General features: G+C 32.8%; 15 protein-coding genes. 13 read left to right on the top strand and 2 right to left on the bottom strand.

Annotated features, from left to right (window positions below; all coding sequences use genetic code 11):
* The first annotated feature begins 68 nt into the window (after positions 1-68).
* The 13 genes from FLV_RS05120 to FLV_RS05060 all read left to right on the top strand — a co-directional run bounded on the left by FLV_RS05120 (position 69) and on the right by FLV_RS05060 (position 20,406).
* Entirely contained in the window at positions 69-1,724 is a 1,656-nt protein-coding gene (locus FLV_RS05120; RefSeq protein WP_243231495.1) for a hypothetical protein, read from the top strand.
* Between the two features lie 148 nt (positions 1,725-1,872).
* On the top strand, positions 1,873-5,466 hold the full coding sequence (locus FLV_RS05115) for a VIT domain-containing protein (protein WP_243231493.1): 3,594 nt from the start codon (positions 1,873-1,875) through the stop codon (positions 5,464-5,466).
* A 140-nt stretch (positions 5,467-5,606) separates the two neighbouring features.
* A complete protein-coding gene (gene rsgA / locus FLV_RS05110) occupies positions 5,607-6,590 on the top strand; it encodes a ribosome small subunit-dependent GTPase A (protein ID WP_243231487.1) in 984 nt (327 codons plus the stop codon).
* An 82-nt stretch (positions 6,591-6,672) separates the two neighbouring features.
* Positions 6,673-7,125, top strand: coding sequence for a D-aminoacyl-tRNA deacylase (dtd, locus tag FLV_RS05105; protein ID WP_243231476.1), 453 nt, complete (start codon positions 6,673-6,675; stop codon positions 7,123-7,125).
* Positions 7,126-7,188: 63 nt separating this feature from the next.
* Positions 7,189-9,096: a DUF3857 domain-containing protein gene (locus FLV_RS05100; RefSeq protein WP_243231471.1), complete on the top strand. Its 1,908-nt coding sequence runs from the start codon at positions 7,189-7,191 to the stop codon at positions 9,094-9,096.
* A gap of 29 nt (positions 9,097-9,125) precedes the next feature.
* Positions 9,126-11,153, top strand: a complete 2,028-nt coding sequence (locus tag FLV_RS05095) for a DUF3857 domain-containing protein (protein WP_243231469.1) — start codon at positions 9,126-9,128, stop codon at positions 11,151-11,153.
* Positions 11,154-11,156: 3 nt separating this feature from the next.
* A complete protein-coding gene (locus FLV_RS05090; protein ID WP_243231466.1) occupies positions 11,157-13,076 on the top strand; it encodes a DUF3857 domain-containing protein in 1,920 nt (639 codons plus the stop codon).
* A 51-nt stretch (positions 13,077-13,127) separates the two neighbouring features.
* A complete protein-coding gene (locus tag FLV_RS05085; protein ID WP_243231465.1) occupies positions 13,128-15,050 on the top strand; it encodes a DUF3857 domain-containing protein in 1,923 nt (640 codons plus the stop codon).
* Positions 15,051-15,052: 2 nt separating this feature from the next.
* Entirely contained in the window at positions 15,053-15,379 is a 327-nt protein-coding gene (locus FLV_RS05080; RefSeq protein ID WP_243231461.1) for a nucleotide pyrophosphohydrolase, read from the top strand.
* 134 nt (positions 15,380-15,513) lie between these two features.
* On the top strand, positions 15,514-16,737 hold the full coding sequence (aroA, locus tag FLV_RS05075; RefSeq protein WP_243231457.1) for a 3-phosphoshikimate 1-carboxyvinyltransferase: 1,224 nt from the start codon (positions 15,514-15,516) through the stop codon (positions 16,735-16,737).
* 340 nt (positions 16,738-17,077) lie between these two features.
* Complete coding sequence (gene queA, locus FLV_RS05070; RefSeq protein WP_243231447.1) at positions 17,078-18,127, top strand: tRNA preQ1(34) S-adenosylmethionine ribosyltransferase-isomerase QueA; 1,050 nt, start codon at positions 17,078-17,080, stop codon at positions 18,125-18,127.
* Between the two features lie 199 nt (positions 18,128-18,326).
* Positions 18,327-19,601: a kynureninase gene (gene kynU, locus FLV_RS05065; protein ID WP_243231446.1), complete on the top strand. Its 1,275-nt coding sequence runs from the start codon at positions 18,327-18,329 to the stop codon at positions 19,599-19,601.
* Positions 19,602-19,962: 361 nt separating this feature from the next.
* Complete coding sequence (locus tag FLV_RS05060; RefSeq protein WP_243231445.1) at positions 19,963-20,406, top strand: glycine zipper family protein; 444 nt, start codon at positions 19,963-19,965, stop codon at positions 20,404-20,406.
* A gap of 79 nt (positions 20,407-20,485) precedes the next feature.
* Here FLV_RS05060 and FLV_RS05055 read toward each other — a convergent pair whose 3' ends face one another.
* The gene (locus tag FLV_RS05055) at positions 20,486-22,279 is read right to left on the bottom strand and encodes a hypothetical protein (protein WP_243231444.1); all 1,794 of its coding nucleotides are present in this window, start codon (positions 22,277-22,279) and stop codon (positions 20,486-20,488) included.
* 83 nt (positions 22,280-22,362) lie between these two features.
* On the bottom strand, positions 22,363-23,919 hold the full coding sequence (locus FLV_RS05050) for a hypothetical protein (RefSeq protein WP_243231443.1): 1,557 nt from the start codon (positions 23,917-23,919) through the stop codon (positions 22,363-22,365).
* Positions 23,920-23,997: the final 78 nt, after the last annotated feature.

The following is a 23,997-nucleotide window of genomic DNA, read 5'->3' as shown; positions in this document are numbered from 1 at the left end:
GAGAGGCTATTTTTTTGTTTTCTTTGCACACAAAATCTTATTAAAATTAACTTAACCAAAATCTATACATGAAAAAAATTACGTTTGCTTTTTTATTACTGGCGATATGTTGTATGAACTTAAATGCCCAAAACAAAATTGAAAATCTTAATATGACTTATGGTGAGGAACTACCAGACGACAAACAAAAGATTATAAAAATTATAGGTGAGGCAAATAATAAAATTTATGCACTGGCACTTGCAGGAAAAGATGATTTTTTTCTGAAGATTTTCGAATCTAATTCTATGAAAATAATTTCTTCAAATCCTATTATCATTCCTAAACTGGATGATAAAGAAGTTGATTTTGATGAAATATTTTTATTAAACGAAAAGTTATATGCAATTGGGAGTGTATATAATAAAAAGGCAAAAACTTTTAATCTGGTTGGTTTAGAGATTTCAGATTCAGGTGTTTTAGGTAATAAGTCGATTTTATTATTTAATTCGGTTGTAGACAAGAAATCTGAAAAAGGAGATTTTTATTTTAAACTTTCTCAGGACGAAAATTCATTGCTTGTTATGCATACCTCTTTGTTCAAAAAAGAAGATGCTGTTGAGTATGAAGTAAAACTATTTGATGACAAATTAAATGTACTTTTTACTAATACTGAAAAAGTAAAGTTTGATGACAGTAAAAAAGATTATGAGTTTACTATTTCAGATTTTGAATTGAACTTTGAAAATGATGTTTTCCTGGTAATCAACGAAAGTTACAGAGATTCAAAAAAGAAGGAGCAAATCGAGAAATTCCAAATTCATAAATTTATAAAGGCTAATGCTTATAAAAAAGAGATTGTCGATATTAATATAAAAGGTAAAGAAATTATTAATTGTAAAATGATTTCGACTGCAAAACATACTTTGAAACTGGTTGGTTTTTATTCGAGTGTGCGTGACAATGGTAAAGGAAATAAAGACTTAAAAGGGATTTACAATGCAACAATAGATTTGGCAAGTTCAACAAGTCCTGATGTGAAATTTGATGAGTTTGACTATGCAACAAAAGTTAAACTAATAGGTGAGCGTCGCGCTAAGAACGGAAAAGATGTAAAACCTCTTTATACGATTACCACGATAGTAGAAAAAAATGACGGAGGACTAATTGTTCTTTCAGAATTGCAATATGTTTATTATGGCAGAAGTTCAGGAATTGGGCCTTTGGCATTTACGCCTGTAACATACACTAAAAATGAAATTATAGTAACGTCTTTAAAACCTGACGGTTCTTTAGATTGGAGTAATGTATTACCAAAAGAACAAGCAGCTACAGTAACCACAATGTCATTGGCATTTGGGCTTATTGGCGGAAATGGAAGTTTTTCTGTTGGGGCATCTATGATGATACCTTTGGTAGATTTGGGTAAAGGTCCTGAATATTTAGGTGCAATTCCGATGTATAAAGACGGGAAACTGAACGTGATTTTTAACGATAATGTTAAAAACAAAGGAATTACAGATATAGAAAAAATCAAAGGATTAGGAAACTATAACAATGCCGTTCCATCTCTTTTTATATTTGATGAAAGTGGTTCAATTACACGAAAAGATCCTGAAGAAGCTGTTAAAAATGAATTAGTACTTAGACCGGGTGTTTATTACAGAAAAAACGAAAGCGAACTGATTTTGTACTCTTCGAGAAAAAAACAAGATAAACTGGGGAGATTGTTCTTAGAAAAATAAAATTTTTAAAAGGTTGTAAATTCGTTTTACAACCTTTTTTTTTGTGAACTACATTTGAAGTAAAGACATGAAAAATAAAAAAATAATCTCTTCCCAACCTTTTTTGTTTTTTTGTTCTCTATATCAATATAACCTTAACTTTCGTGCCATGAAATTAAATATGTGTTTGTCTAAGCCGGGCATTTTTCAAATGAATTTGAATGTATTGCTTTTCTTTCTATTATTTATTGGAACAAAAACTTTTGCACAAAGTCCTGAATTAACCGTTAAGGGTAATGAAGCTGAAAAAGTGAGAATGAACAAACTTTTTGTCAATGTAAAAGTGGTGGGCAATATTGCCTATACTACAGCCGAAATGCATTTTTTTAATTCGGGAACCCGTCAAATGGAAGCAGAACTTATTTTTCCGTTACCCGAAAATGTTTCGGTTTCCAGATATGCAATTGATATTAATGGTAAAATGCGGGAAGCTGTTCCGGTAAATAAAAATAAAGGAAAGCAGGTTTTTGAGGCCATAGAACATCGTCGTGTTGATCCTGGTTTGTTGGAAAAAGTGGATGGAAATAATTTCAGAACCAGAATTTATCCTTTAATGCCAAACGGAGAACGAATCGTTATTATTGGTTATGAAGAAGAACTTTCTGCTTTTGATAAAAGTAATCTGGCCTATCAATTGGTGAGCCGCTATCCTAAAAAACTGGATAAATTTGAGATCAGTGTTTCGGTTTTGGGAGCTTCGGCTTCGCCTAGTGTGGCTGAAAATTCAGGAGAAAGTATTGTTTTTTCACAATGGAATCAATCTTTTCAGGCTTCAATAAAAAAAGAAAATTATCAGCCTTCTGAAAAAAAGCTTTTTAAAATTCCGATTCAGCAAAATATTCCAGGTGCTGTGATGCAGAACGTAGGCGGTCAGCATTATTTTTACGGAAATACTTTTATCGAAGGAAATAAAACTGCTAAAAAAGTTCCGGCTTCCATTGGTTTGATTTGGGATAATTCGTTGAGCTGCCAAACCAGAGATTTGAAGAAAGAACTGGATTTGCTGGACGCTTATTTTCAAAAATTAAAAAATACAAAAGTGACGTTGTACTTTTTGAATTATACTTTTGAAAAACAAAAAGAATTTGTAGTTTCTAATGGAAACTGGTCCGAATTAAAAACTATTTTGGAGAACACAAAATATGATGGAGGAACACGTTATTCACAAATCAGTTTTGAAAATCAGGAGGAATATTTATTCTTCTCTGATGGTTTATCTTCTTTGAGTGGCAATATATTACCAAAGACTAAAAAGCCGATTTACACCATTACATCTTCGGTTTCTGCTGATTTTGCTTTTTTGAATTATGCTTCGATGCAAACCCGTGGAAATTTTATTAATCTGAATCAATTGAATGTAGAAAATGCATTAGATAAACTGGTTAACAATAATTTGAAATTTTTAGGAATAAAAGAAAACTTTACGGTAACGGATTTATTTCCGCTGGAAGGGACTTCAGTTTCGGGAGGTTTTAGTTTTTCCGGAATTTCACTGAACCCGAAAAATGAAATAACGCTTTTGTTTGGTTATAACAATGAAGCTGTTTTAGAAAGAAAAATAACTTTAGACGCTTCGGTTCAAACTACAAACGATGTCAATATTGAAAAACTTTGGGCACAGAAAAAAATAGCCAGTCTTGATTTGCAATATGCTAAAAACGCAGAAGAAATTGAACTTTTAGGTAAGAAATACGGTATTATAACCAAAAATACTTCGCTGATTGTTTTAGAAGATATTCGGGATTATATTATGTACGATATTATGCCGCCTGCCGAATTGCGAACGGAGTTTGACAGAATCAAAAAGCAGGAGCATGCTGCGAACTTGGCTGAGCAAAAAAGTAACTGGGAAAGTATAGAAAGTTATTTTAATGAATTGAACGGGTGGTGGAAAAAAAACATCAGGTATTCGGCTCCTAAAAAAGTAGTGAAAACGAAAGTTAAAAATTCACAAAATTCAGGTAACACTTTAAGAAGAAGTACAAATGTTGCGGCAGGGTTTGTTTCGGGTGTTGTTTTAGATCAAACAGGCACGCCATTACCGGGAGCAGCTGTTTCTTTAAACGGTGGAAGAACAGGGGTTAACACAGATTTTGAGGGTAATTTTACAATTCAGGCTCCAGTGAACAGTGATCTTAATATTAGTTTTATTGGTTTTGAATCGACCCAAATAAATGTAGGGAGAAACAATCTGGTTACGGTACATTTGAGAGAAAACTCTAATGCACTACAAGAAGTTGTTGTTATGGGATACGGAACGGTTAAAGGTGATGCAGATGCAGTTTTGACGGTTGATGAACCAGTTGGCTCAAGTACTGTATCAACAATAGTTGAAGATTCACAAGCTAATCCTGCATCTGCTCCAAAAGTTGATATGGTTAAATTTGTTGCACCAACAATAACTGAAATAAAAGAGAAAAAAGTAGGGAATGAAGCGATAGAAATAAGTAATTCAGCCCTAAAACCGGAATCGTATGTTCCGGAAAGAGCTGTCGCACCAGGACTTTCGAATAATGTAGCACAGGCACTGGCAGGTAAAGTTGCAGGAGTACAAGTAGAGCAGACGCCAAATAATAATAATGTTACAATAAGAGGAAATGCGTCAGTTACGGGTGCAAAAGAACCTTTAATACTGGTAAATGGAGTAGTTTACGAAGGAAAACTGGAAGATCTTAACAAAGATGATATTGCTTCAATGAATGTTTTGAAAGATGCTTCTGCAACGGCTATTTACGGAAGCAGAGCATCAAATGGAGTAATTGTGGTTACTACCAAAAATGGGGCTGTTAATGTCGCTCAGACTGAAACTAAAAACTGGAATCCCGACAGATTGTATCTAAAAGCTTTGGCATCGGCACCAAAAGAAAAACAATATGAGTTGTATTTTGAATTGAGAAAATCACAAGAAAAAAATCCAAGTTTCTATTTTGATGTGGCACACTTTTTTTACAATCAGGGAGATGTCAAAAAAGCATCGCAGGTCATCAGTAATATTGCCGATCTTGGATTAGAAAATCATCAGCTTTATAAAACATTGACCTATACTTTACGCCAATGGAAGGATTTTGATGATGCTTTGTTCACTGCAAAGCAAATTGTAAAATGGAGAGCTCATGAACCGCAAAGTTTACGTGATTATGCTTTGGCTCTTGAAGATGCAGGCAACTATCAGGAAGCTTTTGATCAATTAATTAAAGCTTTGGAAGTGAATTATTATGGAGAAATGAGCGGTCAATATGAAGGAGTTGAAGATATTATTCTGATGGATATTAACCGTTTGATGACAGAGCATTCAGGATTAAAAACAGGCAAATTAGATAAAAAGTATATTGAAAAAATGTCGGTTGATATTCGAATTATCATGAACTGGAACCTGATGGATGTTGATTTAGATCTGCATGTTATAGAACCAACAGGCGAAGAATGTTATTACGGTCATACCACAACTGAAGCAGGGGCTAAGTTTTCAAAAGATTTTACACAGGGATATGGTCCTGAACAATATCTGATTCGAAATGCTGTAAAAGGAAAATATCAAATCAAGAGCAACTATTTTGGCGAAACAGAATTGACAGAAAACGGTCCCGCAACAATTATGGTTGAAATTTATACGACCAAAGCCGGAAAAACAGTAAGGACTTTAAAAACAATTCAGTTAGGAAAAGTAAAAGAAAATGAAATTCTTGCCGAAATTGTCTGGTAAAGAAGAATAAAATAGAAGGATAGATTTCAAATTTAAAAGGCGAAGTTGCGTTGTTCAATTCTAAAAACGTAATTTTGCCTTTTATTTTTTAGATTCTAAAAATATTCTAAAATCTAAAATCTGATATCTAAAATTAAAGAATGACAGGAACCGTATATAAGTCTACAGGAAGCTGGTACACCGTAAAATCTGAAAGTGGAGATTTTGTGGAATGCCGTATGAAAGGGAAATTCAGAATAAAAGGTATAAAAAGTACCAATCCTATTGCTGTAGGTGATATTGTCGATTATGAATTAGATGAAACTTCGGATGCTGTAACGGGAACGATTTTTAATATTCACGAAAGAAAAAATTATATCGTTCGTAAATCGGTTAACCTTTCGCATCAGATGCATATTATTGCTTCGAATATTGATCGTGTTTTTTTATTGATTACGATTAATAATCCTCCAACGACTTTTAATTTTATAGACCGTTTTTTAGTTACTGCCGAAGCTTATAATATTGAAACCATATTAGTTTTTAATAAGATCGATACTTTTGACGAAGCAACTTTTGACGATCAGCTGTATATGCAATATGTTTATCAGCAAATTGGTTACAAATGTCTTCGAGTTTCTTCTACAGAGATGAAAGGTGTTGAAGAGTTAAAAGAAATGATGATTGGCAAAGTAAGTATGTTCTCTGGACATTCAGGTGTTGGGAAATCGACTTTAGTAAATGCGATGGAACCATCTTTACATCTTAAAACCAAAACAATTTCTGAAGCAAGCAAACAAGGACAGCATACCACTACTTTTGCCGAAATGTATGATTTGTCTTTTAATGCAAAAATCATTGATACTCCCGGAATCAAAGGTTTCGGAATTGTTGATATGGAAAAAGAAGAAATCAGCGGTTACTTTCCTGAGTTCTTTAAATTAAAAGATCAATGCAAGTTTAACAACTGTCTGCACAAAGAAGAACCACATTGTGCCATAAAAGCCGCTTTGGAAAAAGATGAAATTGCCTGGTCACGTTACAACAGTTATCTTAAAATACTGGAGGGTGATGAGGAAAATTACCGAACCGATTCTTATGATGAAGACCGTAAAATTAGCGACGAAACGAGAAATCAAAAATAGTCTAAAGTCAAATGTCTTAAAGTCTTAAAGTGAGATTTTTTAGACTTTCAACTTTATGACTTTCAAACTTTATGACTAAAATATGAAAGTAGTTATCCAAAGAGTTTCCGAAGCTTCAGTAACAGTTGATGGTCAAAAAACGGCAGATATTCAAAAAGGTTTATTGGTTTTAGTCGGAATTGAAGATATCGACACTCAGGAAGATATTGACTGGCTGGTTGGTAAAATCATAAAAATGAGAATTTTTGGAGACGAAAATGATGTTATGAATTGTTCCGTTCAGGATGTCGATGGTGATATCATTGTGGTAAGTCAGTTTACACTTCATGCTTCTACAAAAAAAGGAAACCGACCTTCATACATAAAAGCTTCAAAACCGGAATTCGCAATTCCGATGTATGAGGATTTTGTAACGTCTTTAGAAAAAGAGTTCAATAAAAAAGTGCAGACCGGGATTTTTGGTGCAGATATGAAAGTCAGTCTGTTAAATGATGGTCCTGTAACAATTTTGATTGACAGTAAAAACAGGGAATAAATGTTCATAAATGTTTGTTAAACATTTCTAAAAATAATATATATTTGAAGAAATTACTTACTAATGAAAAACCAGGTTTCCGTATTGTTTTTTTTCTTATTTTTCCTTGTCTCTACTGCTCAAAAGAGCCAATATCCAACTACAATAATTGCCGACAGTCTTAAAGAAAATGCAAATGCAGTTGTTCGTTTAGATCAAATGGATATTACGATTGCTTCCCAAAGAAGTATGAATATCAAAAAACAAAGAGTTGTATCAGTTTTTAATGAAAAAGGACTACGTGATATTGATGCTTATCAGCACTACGATAAAACAACCTCAATAAAAAATATCGAAGCCATTGTTTACGATGCGTTTGGTAACGAAATTAAAAAGATTAAAAAAAAGGATTTTAGAGACCAGAGTGCTGTAGATGGAAGTACACTTTTTTCGGATAATCGTGTGGTTTATTTAGATTATACACCGGTTTCATATCCTTTTACAATTGTTTATACAAGCGAAACAGAAACTTCAAATACCGCTTTTATACCACAATGGTATTTTTTAGGCGGCTATTATGTTAGTGTTGAAAAATGTGTGTTAAATGTTACTTTTCCTAACAACCTTGGCTTTAAAAAGAAAGAGTTTCAGTTTTCAGAATTTAAAATTAAAAAAACAGCTGATACGGATACCAGACTAAGTTACGAGGCTATGAATATTTTAGCCCAGAAAGCAGAGGATCTTAGTCCGTCTTCACGTGATCTTTATCCGCGAATAATGATGGGATTAGAACGTTTTCATCTTGAAGGCGTTGATGGAGAAGCGACCAACTGGATAGATTTTGGGAAATGGTATTCGGATAAAATATTAACCGGAACGATTGATTTACCCGAAAGTACAAAGATCAAAATCAAAGGAATTATAGGTGATGAAAAAGATCCGATAAAAAAAGCAAAATTGGTTTATGATTTTGTTCAAAAGAAATCAAGATATGTTAGTATCCAGGTTGGAATAGGCGGTTGGAAACCTATGCTGGCAAGTGATGTAGATCGTTTAGGATATGGAGACTGTAAAGCATTGTCTAATTATACTAAGGCACTTTTGCAGGCAGTTGATGTTCCTTCGTATAATACAATTTTATATGGTGATCGCTACAAGTCTAATATTCAGTCAGATTTTGTGTCGATGCAGGGAAATCATATGATATTGGCAGTTCCAAATGGAGATAATTATACGTTTTTAGAATGTACAAGCCAGGACGATCCGTTTGGTTATCAGGGTACTTTTACTGATGACAGAGATGTATTGGTTGTAAAGCCAGAAGGAGCTGTAATTGTCAGGACTAAAATATATGAAGACAAAGGGAATACCCAAACAGATAAAGGGAGTTATAGTATTGATGAAAACGGCAATCTTTCAGGTCACATTTCAATAGTGTCTGAAGGTTCTCAATACAGTTCAAAGTCCAGAACTGAAACGCTGCAGCCTACAGAAAAAGACACACATTATAAAGAATATTGGAGCAACATCAATAATTTGAAATTAGGAAAAATAACTTTTGCAAATGATAAGCAAAATATTCGTTTTACTGAAGACGTACAGGTAAGCGCTATGAATTATGGTGTGGTTTCGGCCAATAAAATTATTTTTCCGGTAGATGCTTTTAATCAAAATAAAAGCAATATTAAACGCATCAGAAATCGTAAAAATCCTTTTCAGATTCAGCGTGGTTATTTAGATACTGATGAAATTGAGATTAATCTTCCTGTGGGTTTTTCGATTGAATTTTTGCCTTCAAATTTTGAATTAAAAGGAAAATTTGGAGAGTACAGAACCGAAATCATCAAAAAGGAAAATAATAAGCTTACTTATAAACGCTCCATGTTTTTAAACAAAGGAAAATATTCCAATAAAGAATACGATGAATACCGTCTTTTTATGGAGCAGGTGTCAAGAAATGATAATGCCAAAATTATACTAACCAAGAATTAATCATAACCAAATCAACCAAAATCAACCAAATGAAATCTATTAAGTTTTTCAGTCTCTTATGCGTGTGTGTTATTTTTTCTAAAACGACGGCACAGGAATTTAAACCAGGAAAAGTATCTGTTGCAGAATTAGAACAAAAAATACATCCAAAAGATTCATCGGCAGCAGCTGCTATATTGTATAAAATAGGAAAAGCCAATATTGAATATAATCAAGGAGAAGGTTTTGTTTTAGTGACACAAGTAGATACACGTATCAAAATTTATAAAAAAGAAGGTTACGACTGGGCAAACCAAAGTGTAGGATATTATATTGGAAACAACGATTCAAGAGAAAAAGTTGATTTTTCGGATGTGTGTACTTTTAATTTAGTAAACGGAAAAATTGAAAAGACAAAGCTTAAAAGTGATGGAATTTTTAATGAAGAGGTGAATAAATACAGATCGAGAAAAAAAATCACGATGCCTAATGTAAAAGAAGGCTCTGTATTAGAATTTAGTTATACTGTAAGATCTCCTAATATTGGTATGATAAGAGACTGGGCTTTTCAAACCAGTATTCCGGTAAACTATTCAGAATATGTGACTTACATTCCTGAGTATTATGTTTTTAATATTAGACAAAAAGGATATGTTTTTCCTAAAGTAACTGCAGAAAAAAATAATAAGTCAATCTTTATAAATTCTAAAGAAAGATATTCAGTAGGAGGATTTGGAGGCACAACAAAAACAGAATTTTCTCAGGACAAAATAGATTATTTAGAAACCGAAACGACTTACATTGCAGAGCATTTACCTGCCATGAAAGAGGAGTCTTTTGTTAATAATATAAATAATTATACCTCAAGTTTGGAGCAGGAGCTCTCGATGATTAAGTATCCTAACAGTCCTGTAAAAACCCTTTCTACAGATTGGAATTCAGTTGCAAAAACCATTTATGAATACGATGATTTTGGACCAGAGTTAAATAAAACAGGTTATTTTGAAGATGATTTAAAAGTACTGTTAGCCAAAATTACAACTCCCGAGGGAAAAATAGCAGTTATTTTTAATCATGTAAAATCAAATGTCAAGTGGAATAAATATTATAGTTATTGGTGTGATAAAGGAGTTCGTAAGGCATATCAGGAAAAATCAGGAAACGTTGCAGAGATAAATTTAATGCTAACGGCAATGTTACGCTATGCAGGTTTAACAGCAAATCCGGTTTTAGTAAGCACACGGGATAACGGAATTTCATTGTTCCCTAACAGAACGGCTTATAACTATGTCATAGCAGCTGTTGAAACAGAAACGGGTAATATTTTATTAGATGCAACAGACAGATTTTCTGTGCCAAATGTTTTGCCTATGAGAGCTTTAAATTGGCAAGGAAGATTGATTAGAAAAGATGGTTCTTCTGATGAAGTAGAATTAATGCCTAAAAAAGCATCCGGTGATATTGTTTTTATGAGTTATAGTATTGATACTGATGGTAAAATTACCGGAAAAGCAAAGAGACAATGTTTTGATTATAATGCGATGATTATCAGGGGAAATATGAGTGAGCAAAAAGAAGAAGCTTATTTGGAAAAACTGGAAAATGATAACAACAAAATTGAAATAAGTGAATACAGCCGGACAAATGAAAAGGAACTCATTTTACCGGTTTCAGAAACCTACTCTTTTACCGGTTCAAATTTATGCGAAAGAATAGGCGATAAAATTTACGTATCTCCAATGTTATTTTTTACCAATAGAAAAAATCCTTTCAATCAGGAAACCAGAGAATATCCTGTAGATTTTGGTTTTCCTTTTATGGATAAATATAGCATAACCATTAAAATTCCTGATGGATATACAGTTGAAACACTGCCTACACCTGCCGCAATGAACATGGAAGATGGCTTAGGTTCTTTTAAATTTAATATTATGGCTAACGAAAATATGCTTCAAATGAGTATTTCGCACCAAATTAATGAAGCTATTGTTTCAACACAACAATACGAAATGCTCAAAGATTATTATAAAGCAATGCTTGCTAAGGAAAGTGAGAAAATTGTTTTAAAAAGGATTTAAAAAATGACATTTCGCACCATAATTATTTCAATAGTTTTAATTCTAATTTCGATTAATACCAAAGCTCAAAATTATGAGTTAGGTAAAGTCACTATTGCGGAGTTAGAAGAAAAAGTACATCCGCGGGATTCTTCAGCTGCTGCGGCAATGCTTTTTAATAAAGGTCAGGTAATTATATATGATCAGGGATACAGTGAGTCTTTTATGCAGGTAAAAATAAAAGTGTATAAAAAAGAAGGATATTACTGGTCTAATTTTCAGCTTGGAGTACAACCCGGAAAGGAGTATAATGTAATCATAACCGATGCTTATACCTATAATTTGGTGGGAGGTAAAATTGTAAAAACCAATTTAAAACCGGAAGGTGAGTTTATTGAAAAAACAAATCAATACTATTGGAATAAAAAAATAGTAATGCCGGATGTCAGGGAAGGGAGTATAATTGAATTTCACTGTAAAGTTTATGGAGAGCCTCTTTATATACGCGATTGGAGTTTTCAAAAAAGCATACCTGTTAATTATTCAGAATTTAAAACAACTATTCCCGATAAATTTATTTTTAAAAAAAGTTTTAAAGGTTTTTTTGTTCCAAAAGTCAAATCTGTAACAGCTAAAACGTATGGCACAACTGCAATGGAAACGACTTACAGTGAAGAGAATCTGCCCGCCATGAAAGAAGAATCGTTTGTTAATAATATTAATAATTATACCTCTGGTGTTTCATTTGAAATGGAAGGGATTAATGTACCGGGAATATTTAGCAAATCATTGTCTGGAGATTGGAATTCCGTTACAAAAACGATTTATGAGATGGAAAAATTTGGCTTGGAACTAAAAAAGACAAGCTATTTCGAAGATGATTTAAAACAAATAATACTCGAAAAAAAATCTTCGGATGAAAAGATAACTGCTATTTTGAATTATGTACAAACAAACATAAAATGGAATGGTTACAATAGTTATGCTTGCAATGAAGGGGTTCGTAAAGCTTATCAGCAAAAAAAAGGAAATACAGCAGAAATCAATTTGATGCTTACTGCAATGTTACGTTATGCCGGTTTGACAGCAAACCCGGTTTTGGTAAGTACCAGAGAAAACGGTATCGCTTTGTTTCCTAATTTAGCAGCCTTTAATTATGTGATTGCAGCAGTAGAAACCCCAAATGGGAATGTATTATTAGATGCTACCGATAAATTTTCAATGCCCAATGTTTTGCCATTAAGAGCTATAAACTGGCATGGAAGATTAATTCGAAAAAGCGGAAGTTCTGAAGAAGTTGACTTAATACCCAAAAAGTTATCAGAAAGCATTACTTCAATGAGTTATGTAATTAATCAGGATGGGCAGATTTCGGGTAAGGCAAGAAAACAAATGTACGATCATAATGCCGTGAAATTTAGGAATGATTCTGACGGCGTAAAGCAAGATGAGTATTTAGAAAAATGTGAAAACACTAATACTATTGAAATAAGCGACTATAGCAGAACAAACGAAAAAGAAACTTTATTACCTGCTGTAGAAACATTTTCATTCGCAGGAAAAGATTTGGTAGAAATTATTGCCGGAAAAATGTATCTGAATCCGATGCTTTTTTTTGCTAAAAGCAGTAATCCTTTTATACAGGAAAACAGAGAATATCCGGTTGATTTCGGATTCCCATTTTCTGAAAGATATACCATCAATATTCAGATTCCTGACGGATTCGAAGTAGAAAGTTTTCCTGCAACTTCAGGAGTCAATATGCAGGATAATCTCGGGATTTTTAAATTTGTTTCAGTTGTTAATGAAGGCCAGATTCAACTATCAATATTACATCAGATTAATGACGCTATAGTTCCTGCAGAAAAATATGAAATGCTGAAAGAATATTACAAAGCAATGATCGCAAAAGAAACCGAGAAAATTGTTTTAAAGAAAATTTAAAAAATGACATTGCGTACCATAATTATCTCAATAGTTTTAATTCTTATTTCGATGAATACCAAAGCTCAAAATTATGAGCTAGGAAAAGTAACAATTGCCGAATTAGAAGAAAAAGTCAATCCAAAAGATACTTCAGCTGCAGCTGCAATTTTATTTAAAAGAGGAAAAACTTTTTTTACGTATGCTGGCGGTAGAGGTTTTACAGCGAATAATGTATATGAATTCAAAATAAAAATTTACAAGACTGAAGGTTTAAGCTGGGCAAATCAAAAAGTGTCCTATTATGTAGGATATGAAAATCTGGGTGATGATAGTGTTAAATTTTCAAATGCCGTAACCTATAATCTTGAAAACGGAACAATTGTAAAAACAAAATTAGACAGCGAAGGGCATTTTAAGAATAAAATAAATAAATACTGGAATCAGGAGACCATAACTTTGCCAAATGTAAAAGCGGGTTCAGTTATCGAATTTAAATATGTACTCAAATCAGAAAATATTGTCAGGTTGCCTGATTTTGATTTTCAATACAATATTCCGGTTATTTTTTTTGAATATAAGACCGAAATCCCCGAGTTTTTTATCTATAAATCATTACTTAGAGGTTATCATAAAATTGAAACAAAAGCTGAAATTGTAGATAGTAGAGATTATTACGCGATTGGTTATAAGCAAATTAACAGTTTATATACATCGAAAGATATTCCGGCAATCAAGAAAGAGATATTTGTTGATAATATAGAGAATTATATAGGAGCTGTACAAAATGAGCTGGAAAGAAAAAGATTTCCGGATAAACCAGTTGTAGATTATACCAAAACCTGGGAGGGTGTTGCCGGTACAATTTATGAAAATGAACGTTTTGGCAAAGAAATTAAACAAAGAGATTATTTTTCAGAAGACTTAAAAAGAATATTGCAAAATGTAAATTCTCCCAAAGAACGTCTAGAGGTCGTTTTCAAATTTGTTCAGGGTTATATGAACTGGAACAAAGAAAAAGGATATTATATAGAGAAAGGGGTTAAAAAAGCGTATGCAGCAAAAACCGGAAATGTTGCTGAAATAAATTTTATACTCATTTCAATGCTAAAAGCAGCTGGTATTGATGCAAATCCGGTTCTGGTTAGCACACTTGAAAATGGTATTCCGGTGTTCCCAAACCGAACCGTTTTTAATTATGTTATTGCCGCTGCCGAAATCGATGGGAAAAAGATTTTATTAGACGCAACAAATAAATTCACTGCGCCAAATATTTTGCCTTTAAATCTTTTAAACTGGAAAGGAAGACTTATAAAAGAGGATAGCTCATCAGAAGAAATTGAAATGATTCCGACAACTCCATCAAAAGACAATTATACTTTAACAGCGATAATTAAACCTGAATTGGGGAAAATAGAAGGAAAACTAAAAATTAAAAAATCGGATTATTCCGCTTTTGGTTTTAGAGAAATAAATGCAAATAAAAGTGAAGATGTCTATCTGGAAAAATTAGAAAATGATTTGAAGAAAATCGAAATTTCGGATTACAAGATTGAAAATAAAAAAGATGATTTATCAAAACCAGTTATCGAAGATTTCAGTTTTACCATAAATAGCCCTTATGATGTAATTAAAGGAAAAATATTTTTAAAACCTTTGTTGTTTTTTTCAGATAATAAAAATCCATTTATTCAGGAAGAAAGACAAATGCCTATTTATTTTGGTTACCCGAAACAACAGATTTATAATATTTTTTATGAGATTCCAGATGGTTATGTCATTGAATCGCTTCCAAAAACAATTAAAATTGCAACAGAAAATGAAAAGGCATCTTATGTGATGGATATGCTTTCTAAAGAAAATAAAATACATATTCAGGTAAGAAAAGAAATAAACAGTTCTATTTTTGCAGTTGATGAGTATGACATGTTAAAAGAATTTTTTCAGAAAATACTAGAAAGTCAAAATGAGAAAATTGTTCTTAAAAAAGTATAAAAATGGATTTAAAAAATGCACAATTAGAGGTTGACACCTGGATAAAAGAACACGGTGTTCGTTATTTTAACGAATTAACAAATATGGCACAGCTTACAGAAGAAGTAGGTGAAGTTGCCCGAATTATTGCTCGCAGGTACGGAGAGCAATCCGAAAAAGAAAGCGATAAAAACAAAGATTTAGGCGAAGAATTGGCCGATGTTGTTTTTGTAGTTTTATGTCTGGCCAATCAAACCGGTATTGATTTGCAGGCCGCTTTTGATAAAAAAATGGATTTAAAGTCTGTTAGAGATAAAGATCGTCACAAAAACAACGATAAATTGAAATAATTGTGAAATATCACTCATAAGTTTTGAATTATGAGTTTTGAATTTTGAATTATGAATGGGGAGTGGTAAATTGCGCGTCTGAATTACGTTTTTAATCATTCATAATTCATAATCTACAACTTATAATTATAAAAATGAATTTATTACTTCAAACCAATCATAAAAATTTACAAGGTCAGATTGCGGTTACAGGATCAAAAAGCGAAACCAATCGTTTATTGCTGTTAAAAGCACTGTTTCCAAACATTACATTGACTAATACTTCTAACTCTGATGACAGCGAGGTAATGCAAAAAGCTTTGATTGGAAGTGATGAGGTTGTAGATATTCATCATGCCGGAACTGCGATGCGTTTTTTAACAGCTTATTTTGCAGTAAATGAAGGTCGCGAAGTCGTAATGACAGGTTCAAGCAGAATGCAGGAACGTCCGATAAAAATTTTAGTAGAAGCTTTAGCGCAATTGGGGGTTGAAATCTCTTATGAAAAAGAAGAAGGCTATCCACCAATAAGAATCAAAGGAAAAAAAGTTACAGCTTCAAAAGTAAGTTTGGCTGCAAATGTAAGCAGTCAGTATATTTCGGCTCTTTTATTGGTTGCTTCAAAATTAGAGAATGGTTTAGAGTTAACTTTAGAAGGCGAAATTACTTCGATTCCGTATATCAAAATGACTTTGGCCTTACTGAATGATTTGGATATTCAAACCAGTTTTGAAGGAAATGTCATTAAAGTTTATCCAAAAGAAGCTGTTGTTTCAAAAGAAATGGTGGTAGAATCTGACTGGAGCTCGGCATCTTATTTTTTTAGTTTGGTTGCTTTGGCTGATGCTGCATCCATAACTTTGAGCAGTTATAAAGAAAACAGTTTACAGGGAGATTCTGCTTTGGTTTCTATTTATGAAAAAATGGGTGTCAAAACGACTTTCGAAGGAAATAAAATGACTTTGACGAAACAGCCTGATTTTAAATTGGAAACAGTAAATTTTGACCTGAATAATACGCCTGATATTGCACAAACGATAGTGGTAACTTGTTTAGGTTTAGGAATTGGCTGTCATTTAACAGGGCTTCATACTTTAAAAATTAAAGAAACAGACCGACTTGAAGCGCTTCGAATTGAACTTACAAAATTAGGAGCCAATATTTCGGTAACCAATGATAGTTTAACTTTAGGACTTTCGGATACGATTAATCACAATGTGAAAATTGCGACTTATAACGATCACCGTATGGCGATGGCTTTTGCTCCTTTAGCTTTAAAAGTGCCAATCATCATCGAAAATGCCGAAGTAGTTTCAAAATCATATCCTGATTTCTGGAATGATTTAAAAGAATTAAACTTCGAAATCTCAGAACTGTAAAGTTTTAAACCATATAAGAAATACAAGTTCATTTAAATAAAATGACATAATTTGAATAACCTCCAGTTTTTAATTGGAGGTTTTTTTATGATTACTTTTTCGGCTTTAGCCAAATAAAAACACGCACTAATTTTCAGAAATTCAAATTAAATGAACTTATATCACTTATATGGTGGAAAAAAACGTTTTTGATGTTGTCGAAACACCACTGAATCAACGACTTTTGAAAATAAACAGCAAAACACTTGACAACGCCTGTCTCACAATCGTATATTTGCACACGATTTACAATTTTAGATACAAAATCTAAAAGTTACATTTTAAAATCAACAATTCAAATATGAAATTATCACACTTCAGTTTCAATTTACCAAAAGAACTTTTAGCAGAATTCCCGGCAGAAAACAGAGATGAGTCTCGTTTAATGGTAATCGATCGAAAAAAGAACACTATCGAACATAAAATGTTTAAAGACGTAATCAACTATTTTGATGACGGAGACGTTTTAATTCTAAATAATACAAAAGTTTTCCCTGCACGTTTGTACGGAAATAAAGAAAAAACAGGAGCAAGAATCGAAGTGTTCTTATTAAGAGAATTAAACTCAGAACAACGTCTTTGGGATGTTTTGGTTGATCCGGCAAGAAAAATTCGTATCGGAAACAAACTTTATTTCGGTGATGACGATTCTTTAGTGGCTGAGGTAATTGACAATACTACTTCTCGTGGTAGAACTTTACGTTTTTTATATGATGGTTCTTACGAAGAATTCAGAAATAAATTGACAGAACTTGGAGAAACTCCAATTCCAAAATACATCAGCCGTGAAGTAACTCCGGAAGATGCAGAAAGATACCAGACTATTTATGCAAAAGAAGAAGGAGCGGTAGCGGCACCAACTGCAGGTTTACACTTCTCAAAACATCTTTTGAAAAAACTGGAAATCAAAGGAGTGAATTTTGCTGAAGTAACACTTCATGTTGGTTTAGGAACTTTTAATCCGGTTGAGGTTGAAGATTTGTCGAAACACAAAATGGATTCTGAAGAATTGATTATTAATCAGCAAGCTTGTGATATCGTAAACGAAGCAAAAGCCAAGAAAAAACGTATTTGTGCTGTAGGAACTACTTCAATGCGTGCCATTGAAAGTTCTGTATCATCTCAAAGCACATTAAATCCTTACGAAGGATGGACAAATAAATTCATTTTTCCTCCTCACGATTTTAGTATTGCAAATTGCATGATTACCAATTTTCACACGCCAAAATCAACATTATTAATGATGATTTCAGCTTTTTGTGGACATGATTTAATGAAAAAAGCTTACGATGAAGCAATCAAAGAAGGATACAAATTTTATTCTTACGGTGATGCGATGTTAATCATCTAATCTGAAAAACATAAATTTAAGAAACCTGTCAGTGATGATGGGTTTTTTGTTTAAAAGGGTTTTTGTAAGTTTCAAGTTTCAGGTTTCAAGTTAAACGTACCGTTGAGCTAACCTGAAACCTGAAACTTGAAACCTGAAACAAAAAAATAACAAACTTTTAGACCATTTTTTGTTATTTTTACTGCACAAAATAAAAACAATGACTTTTCAAAATACACGCGAATTCGCCAGACAACTCGACTCACAAGACGTTCTAAATCATTATCAGGATCAGTTTATTTTTCCGAAAGTAAATGACAAACGTGTTATTTATTTCACGGGGAATTCTTTAGGATTACAGCCAAAACGTACCAAAGCCTATATTGATGAAATAATGAAGGACTGGGCAGATCTTGCGGTAGAAGGTCATTTTTATGCTGAAAAACCATGGTGGGATTATCAGGAGAGATTCCCGGAACCTTTGAGTAAAATTGTAGGAGCATTACCTTCAGAAATTACGGTAATGAATACGCTAACCGTAAACCTTCATTTGCTGATGGTTTCTTTTTATCAGCCAAAAGGGAAACGTTATAAAATTATCTGCGAAGAAAAAGCATTCCCTTCAGATCAGTATATGTTTCAGAGTCAGGTAGATTTTCATGGATACAAACCGGAAGATGCTATTGTAGAAATCAAACGTCGTGAGGGCGAACACAATATTCGTTTGGAGGATGTTCTGGAAAAAATTGAAGAAGTGGGTGATGAGCTGGCTTTGGTCTTAATTGGAGGAGTAAATTATTATACAGGACAAGTTTTTGATATTAAAACCATTACAGCTGCAGGACAAAAAGCAGGTGCAAAAGTAGGTTGGGATTTGGCGCACGCAGCCGGAAATATCAAATTAGAACTTCACGACTGGAATGTCGATTTTGCTGCCTGGTGCAGTTACAAATACATGAATTCAGGACCGGGTAATGCTTCCGGCTGTTTTGTACACCAAAAACATCATAATTCAGATTTGCCAAGATTTGCAGGCTGGTGGGGACATAACAAAGAGCGCCGTTTTAAAATGGAACCTAATTTTGATCCTGTAAATGGAGCAGGAGGCTGGCAGATTAGTAATTTACCGGTACTTTCTTTGGCTCCCTATTTAGCTTCGGTAGAAATGTTTGCTGAGGTTGGAATGGATGCTTTAATTGCAAAAAGAGATAAAATCACCTCTTATTTAGAATTTATCCTGCATGAAATTGATAAGGAAGTTGATAGTACTTTCGAAATTATTACGCCTTCAAACCCTGAAGAAAGAGCGTGTCAATTATCTGTTTTTTTACACGGAGAAGGAAGAAGCCTATTTGATTATTTAATGAAAAACGGAGTTATTACAGACTGGCGTGAACCTAATGTTATTCGTTTAGCACCGGTTCCTTTATATTGTTCTTTTGAAGATATGTACGATTTTGGACAGATTCTGAAAAAAGGAATTTTAGGGAAGTAAAAAGAATAATCTCGCAAAGTCGAAAAGGCGAAAAGTTTTATTTAAAGAAATAATTAATCGTATCGTTTCTCAAAAATGATATTAAAAGATACATTTTTTTCACTCAGATTCTGCAGGTTTTTTGAAAAGTTTATCAAAGAATAATTCGCTTAATCTGCAAAATCTGCGAGAAAAATTTCCAGCGTATTTAAAATCTTTTAAGCTGTGGCAAATAAAACTTTGCGACTTTACGAGATTAAACCATTCTGTGTGAAACAAAACAAAATATTCTAATCTTATAACGTTTTTCAAAAATCATGTAATAATCGGTACGGTGTATATTCCGTATTTTGTAGTATAATAATTTCTAAAAACTACAACCATGAAAGCCTTATTTGTTTTATTAGCAGCAATATTTATAACTTCTTGTCAAAATCAAAGTAAAGAAGACATAAATAAAGCAAAACAAGCCAGTATTGATTCAATGAAAGTTGAAATTAATAAGCAAAGAGTTATTGATTCAATGAAAACTGAAATGGCTAATTTGCAGGAGGAAAAAGAAAAAGCGGAAGAAAGAGCTAAAGCAGAAGCACAAAAAGTGGTGGTCGTACATCAGCAAGATAGAACAACTACAGCTGCTCCCGCTAAAAAGAAAGGCTGGAGTTCTACGGCAAAAGGTGCGGTAATTGGTGCCGGAGTTGGAGCAATAACAGGAGCTGCTGTCAGTAAGAAAAAAGGAGAAGGAGCCATTATTGGTGGTTTGGCCGGAGCTGGTGTTGGAGCAGGAACAGGAGCTATTATTGATGGAAGTAAAAAGAAAGAATAATAGATTTTTAAATCTCTGTAAATATCAAAACCCCAAATTCAATTGAATTTGGGGTTTTGAGTTTTTAACAATTTTAGCATTAGATTTTAATTGCAGCCAATGCTGTTTTATAAAAATCAAGCTGTTGTTTTATTTGAGCAGTTTCATTTTTAAAATAAAATGTTGAGTCTAATAAATTTTGATAATAAGCGATTCCATCAAAAAGATTGGCTTTAAAAGTATTCCATTTTTTAAGCTGCGAAGTTGTCATTTCTTCACTAATATTTTCAATTTCATTTTTAAGATAATCAACGTACATCTTCAATTCTTTGACGAACATATTAGGACGATTTGAACCTCTCAAAACCGATTTGTTTCCGTAAATATGCTGTAACATATCTTTTAAAGAAACTTCCTGATCAAAATAGGCCATGTTGGGGCCCGGACAAACAACAACCCCTTGAGCCTGCCCTTTTATTTTAATATCATTTTCTAAATAAGAGGCATTTGCTAAACCAACACACAAACAGGATTTCTCTGTAATTTTAGTTTTGGCGTTCTCAAAAGCAGTTAGTGACATAGTGTTTTTTATGGCCTGCAGTTCTTCCAGTTTAATGTCCTGATATTTTTTTGAAGCAGTACAAATTCCGTGTGAATCATATTCTTTACTTAACGCAAGGAATTTTTTTGGACAGGAACTTCCGGCCTTATTGTCCTGAATTCGTTTTTGTTTTAAAATTTCATTTGAAGTGCCGCGCAAAGTATTAAACGGAACACCCAATGGTGAAATATGGCTTAAATATAAATCTTCGTCTTTAGCATTTATCAATAAATTTCGGGTTTCATGATCTACAGAGGTCGCTTCAGAAACCAATAAAAAAGGCGATCCCCAGCCCACAGAGTCAACATTGTAATTATCCAGTAAAAACTCATGTTCTTCTGCCGTTCCAACGCCTCCCTGAACAGTAATTTTTAATTCTAAAGGCAGATCAGGGAAATATACATTTTTTTGTTGCAGAGCTTTTATCATTAATTCATGAGAAGACTGAATTAATTGCTCTTTTTTCTGTTTGAATTCTTCCAGAATTGTACCTAATAAAAGTCCGTCAGTAGCAAAAGCATGTCCGCCACAATTTAATCCGGATTCAATTCGGTATTCAGAAACCCAAAGGCCTTTTTTTGCTAAAAAATTCCCCTGAATCATCGCAGATCTAAAGTCACTGACTTTTAAAGTGATTTTTTTCCTGAGCTGATTGTTTTCGTTAGGAAAAAAATCACTGAAGTTTTCAAAATAACTGTAAAGTCTCGGGTTCATTCCTGCAGAAAGCACAACCGAAGATTCGATATTACTGTTCGCAAAACCTCTTAAAGCGGCATGTGCATCATTAAATTCAACAGGAAGCTGCTGGTTTTTAACAAAATTATCTTTGTCTAATTTCGTCATGATGTTTACATCAATTTCTCCCGGGAAAAGATGTGTTTCGACATAATTTTGAATGTTTTCTTTAAAAGATATTCCGTCTTCAAGTAAATTTTGAAAACCTTTTTTGATGTCCGATGTATTGGGTAACATCGAAATAAAGTTTTCTAAGGCAGTTTTACTTTCGGCTAATTCTTCTTTAAAATTTTCGAATTTCTGTTTTACGAGTTTATCAACTAAATTTAAATAGGAAGTAATACGTTCGGCTCTGTAATCGTGAAATTTTTGCGTTATTTCTTCATACGGAAGGTTGAATTTAGTACTGTAAAAATTACGCATCTTTTCAATCAAATCATCATCGGCAATCGAAATTACTGACGAAATTCCGAATTGCGCCACACGAATAGGGCTGTCAATCGTATAAGCAAGCCCCATTACCGGAATATGAAAAGTATGTAAAGGTTTCTTTGTCATTTGTTTTCAGATTAAAATAAAAACAAAGATTGAAAAAAACATTTTCTCTAAACCTGATAATTGTCAGGTTTACAATTGGAAGTCTAAATCAAAATCTTCTTCAAAGATTCGGCGATGCTTCTCCATAAAAAGTTGTAGAATGATTTTTCCTGAATACGTTCAAGTTCTACATCAGTAGTTTTAGCTTTTTCTTTTGAGTCGTTTTTGACTAATAAATTAGCAATTGCCGATTTTAGTTTAGCTTCTTTTTCAGGGTTTTTCTTTTGGTATAATTTTACCTTAAGAGCATCATAATCCAAAGAAGCATTTCCTTTTGAAATAGCATCATTTCCATAAAAATCAAAACGATATTTATTAAAAACTCCGGTAAATGAGGCGTTCATATAAGGTTTGCTGAATCTGCCCATTGCCGCAACATCAAAATTTGAAATTATACCCTGAATGTGAAAACCGTCGTTTTTATCCAAAACATTAAAATTCCAATCAACATTTAGAGGAGATGTTTTCATGAAAATACAATTTACTTTAATCTTAACATCGTTTGTTTTTTTTAAACCAAAACCACTTTGAAGATTGGTTGCCTGTAAATTGAATTTATCAAAATTTAAAATTCCGGGTCCTTTAGAAAAATCAATTTCTTCTTCATAAACCAGTTTCGATTTTAAAACCTGTAACGTATCAATTTGAAGCGGAAATTTTATATTTCGCAATAAATGATTGTACAGGTATTTTTTGCTCAAATCGTCTTTTGGCATTTTGCCACGGTATATATTGGCATCAAAATGATTGATTACAATTGAATTTGCCTTGAAGAAAAAACGATCATTCTTGAAGCCCCAGTCCATTTTTGATATTTGTGCCGAATCAAATTTCAGTGTATAAATATCTTTTTCTGTATCTAGGCGTTTGATAAAATCTGGTCGGTTAAATTGCGGAAGATTAGAGAAATTATTGATTTTTAAAAAGTTCTTTTCAGTACTTATTTTTCCAATATTGATATGATAAAAAGCACTTGGTCTGTAAAATAAGCTATCAACAACCAAAGCATAACTTTTGTATTGCAACGGAATTTTTTCTTTTAAAGTGGCATCGGTTAGCAAAATTCCTTCTAATTTCAGAATGATTTTTTTAATGCTGAAAATAGGTTTTTGTGTATCTAAAGAAATAACATCTACAGTTCCGTCATTTAAGTAAATATTCGAAACGGCGACAATTTTGCGAAACGGTTCAAAAATTTGACTTTTAATACTTTGGCTGTTATTCAGTAATTTTTCGCCTTTTTTATATAAAATAACTCTGGGTTTATTGATAATAATGCTTTCAGCCTGAATAATGTCGCGAAAAGCCAAATCCCAAATATTAAAATGTTTGATTGTAATAGATTCAATTTTAGAAAAAAGCCCGTTTTTACTGTCTTTCGGCTGATTCTTCGGGCTTACTAATAAGGTTTCGGCATAGATATTTCGGGAAAAAAGAGAAACTTCAATTTTTTCGTAATTGATATTATAGACCGTTTTGTTTTTCTCATGAATAATAATAGGAAGCTGTTTTTTAATCCAGTAATTCAGGCCGATATTTGCCAAAATCAGAATTAGAAAAAGAGAAATTACACCGATTGCTGTTTTTTTATATACTGACATTTATAAGATTGATTTTAAATACATAAATTTAGGCTTAAAATAAAGAGGATTATTACATTATTCTTCTTTTGGGTTACA

The organism is Flavobacterium pectinovorum (genome assembly GCF_022802975.1).
GTDB classification, from domain to species: Bacteria; Bacteroidota; Bacteroidia; order Flavobacteriales; family Flavobacteriaceae; genus Flavobacterium; species Flavobacterium pectinovorum_B.
Note: the sequence above shows the minus strand (reverse complement) of the source record. Positions and strands in the feature narration are given on the sequence as shown.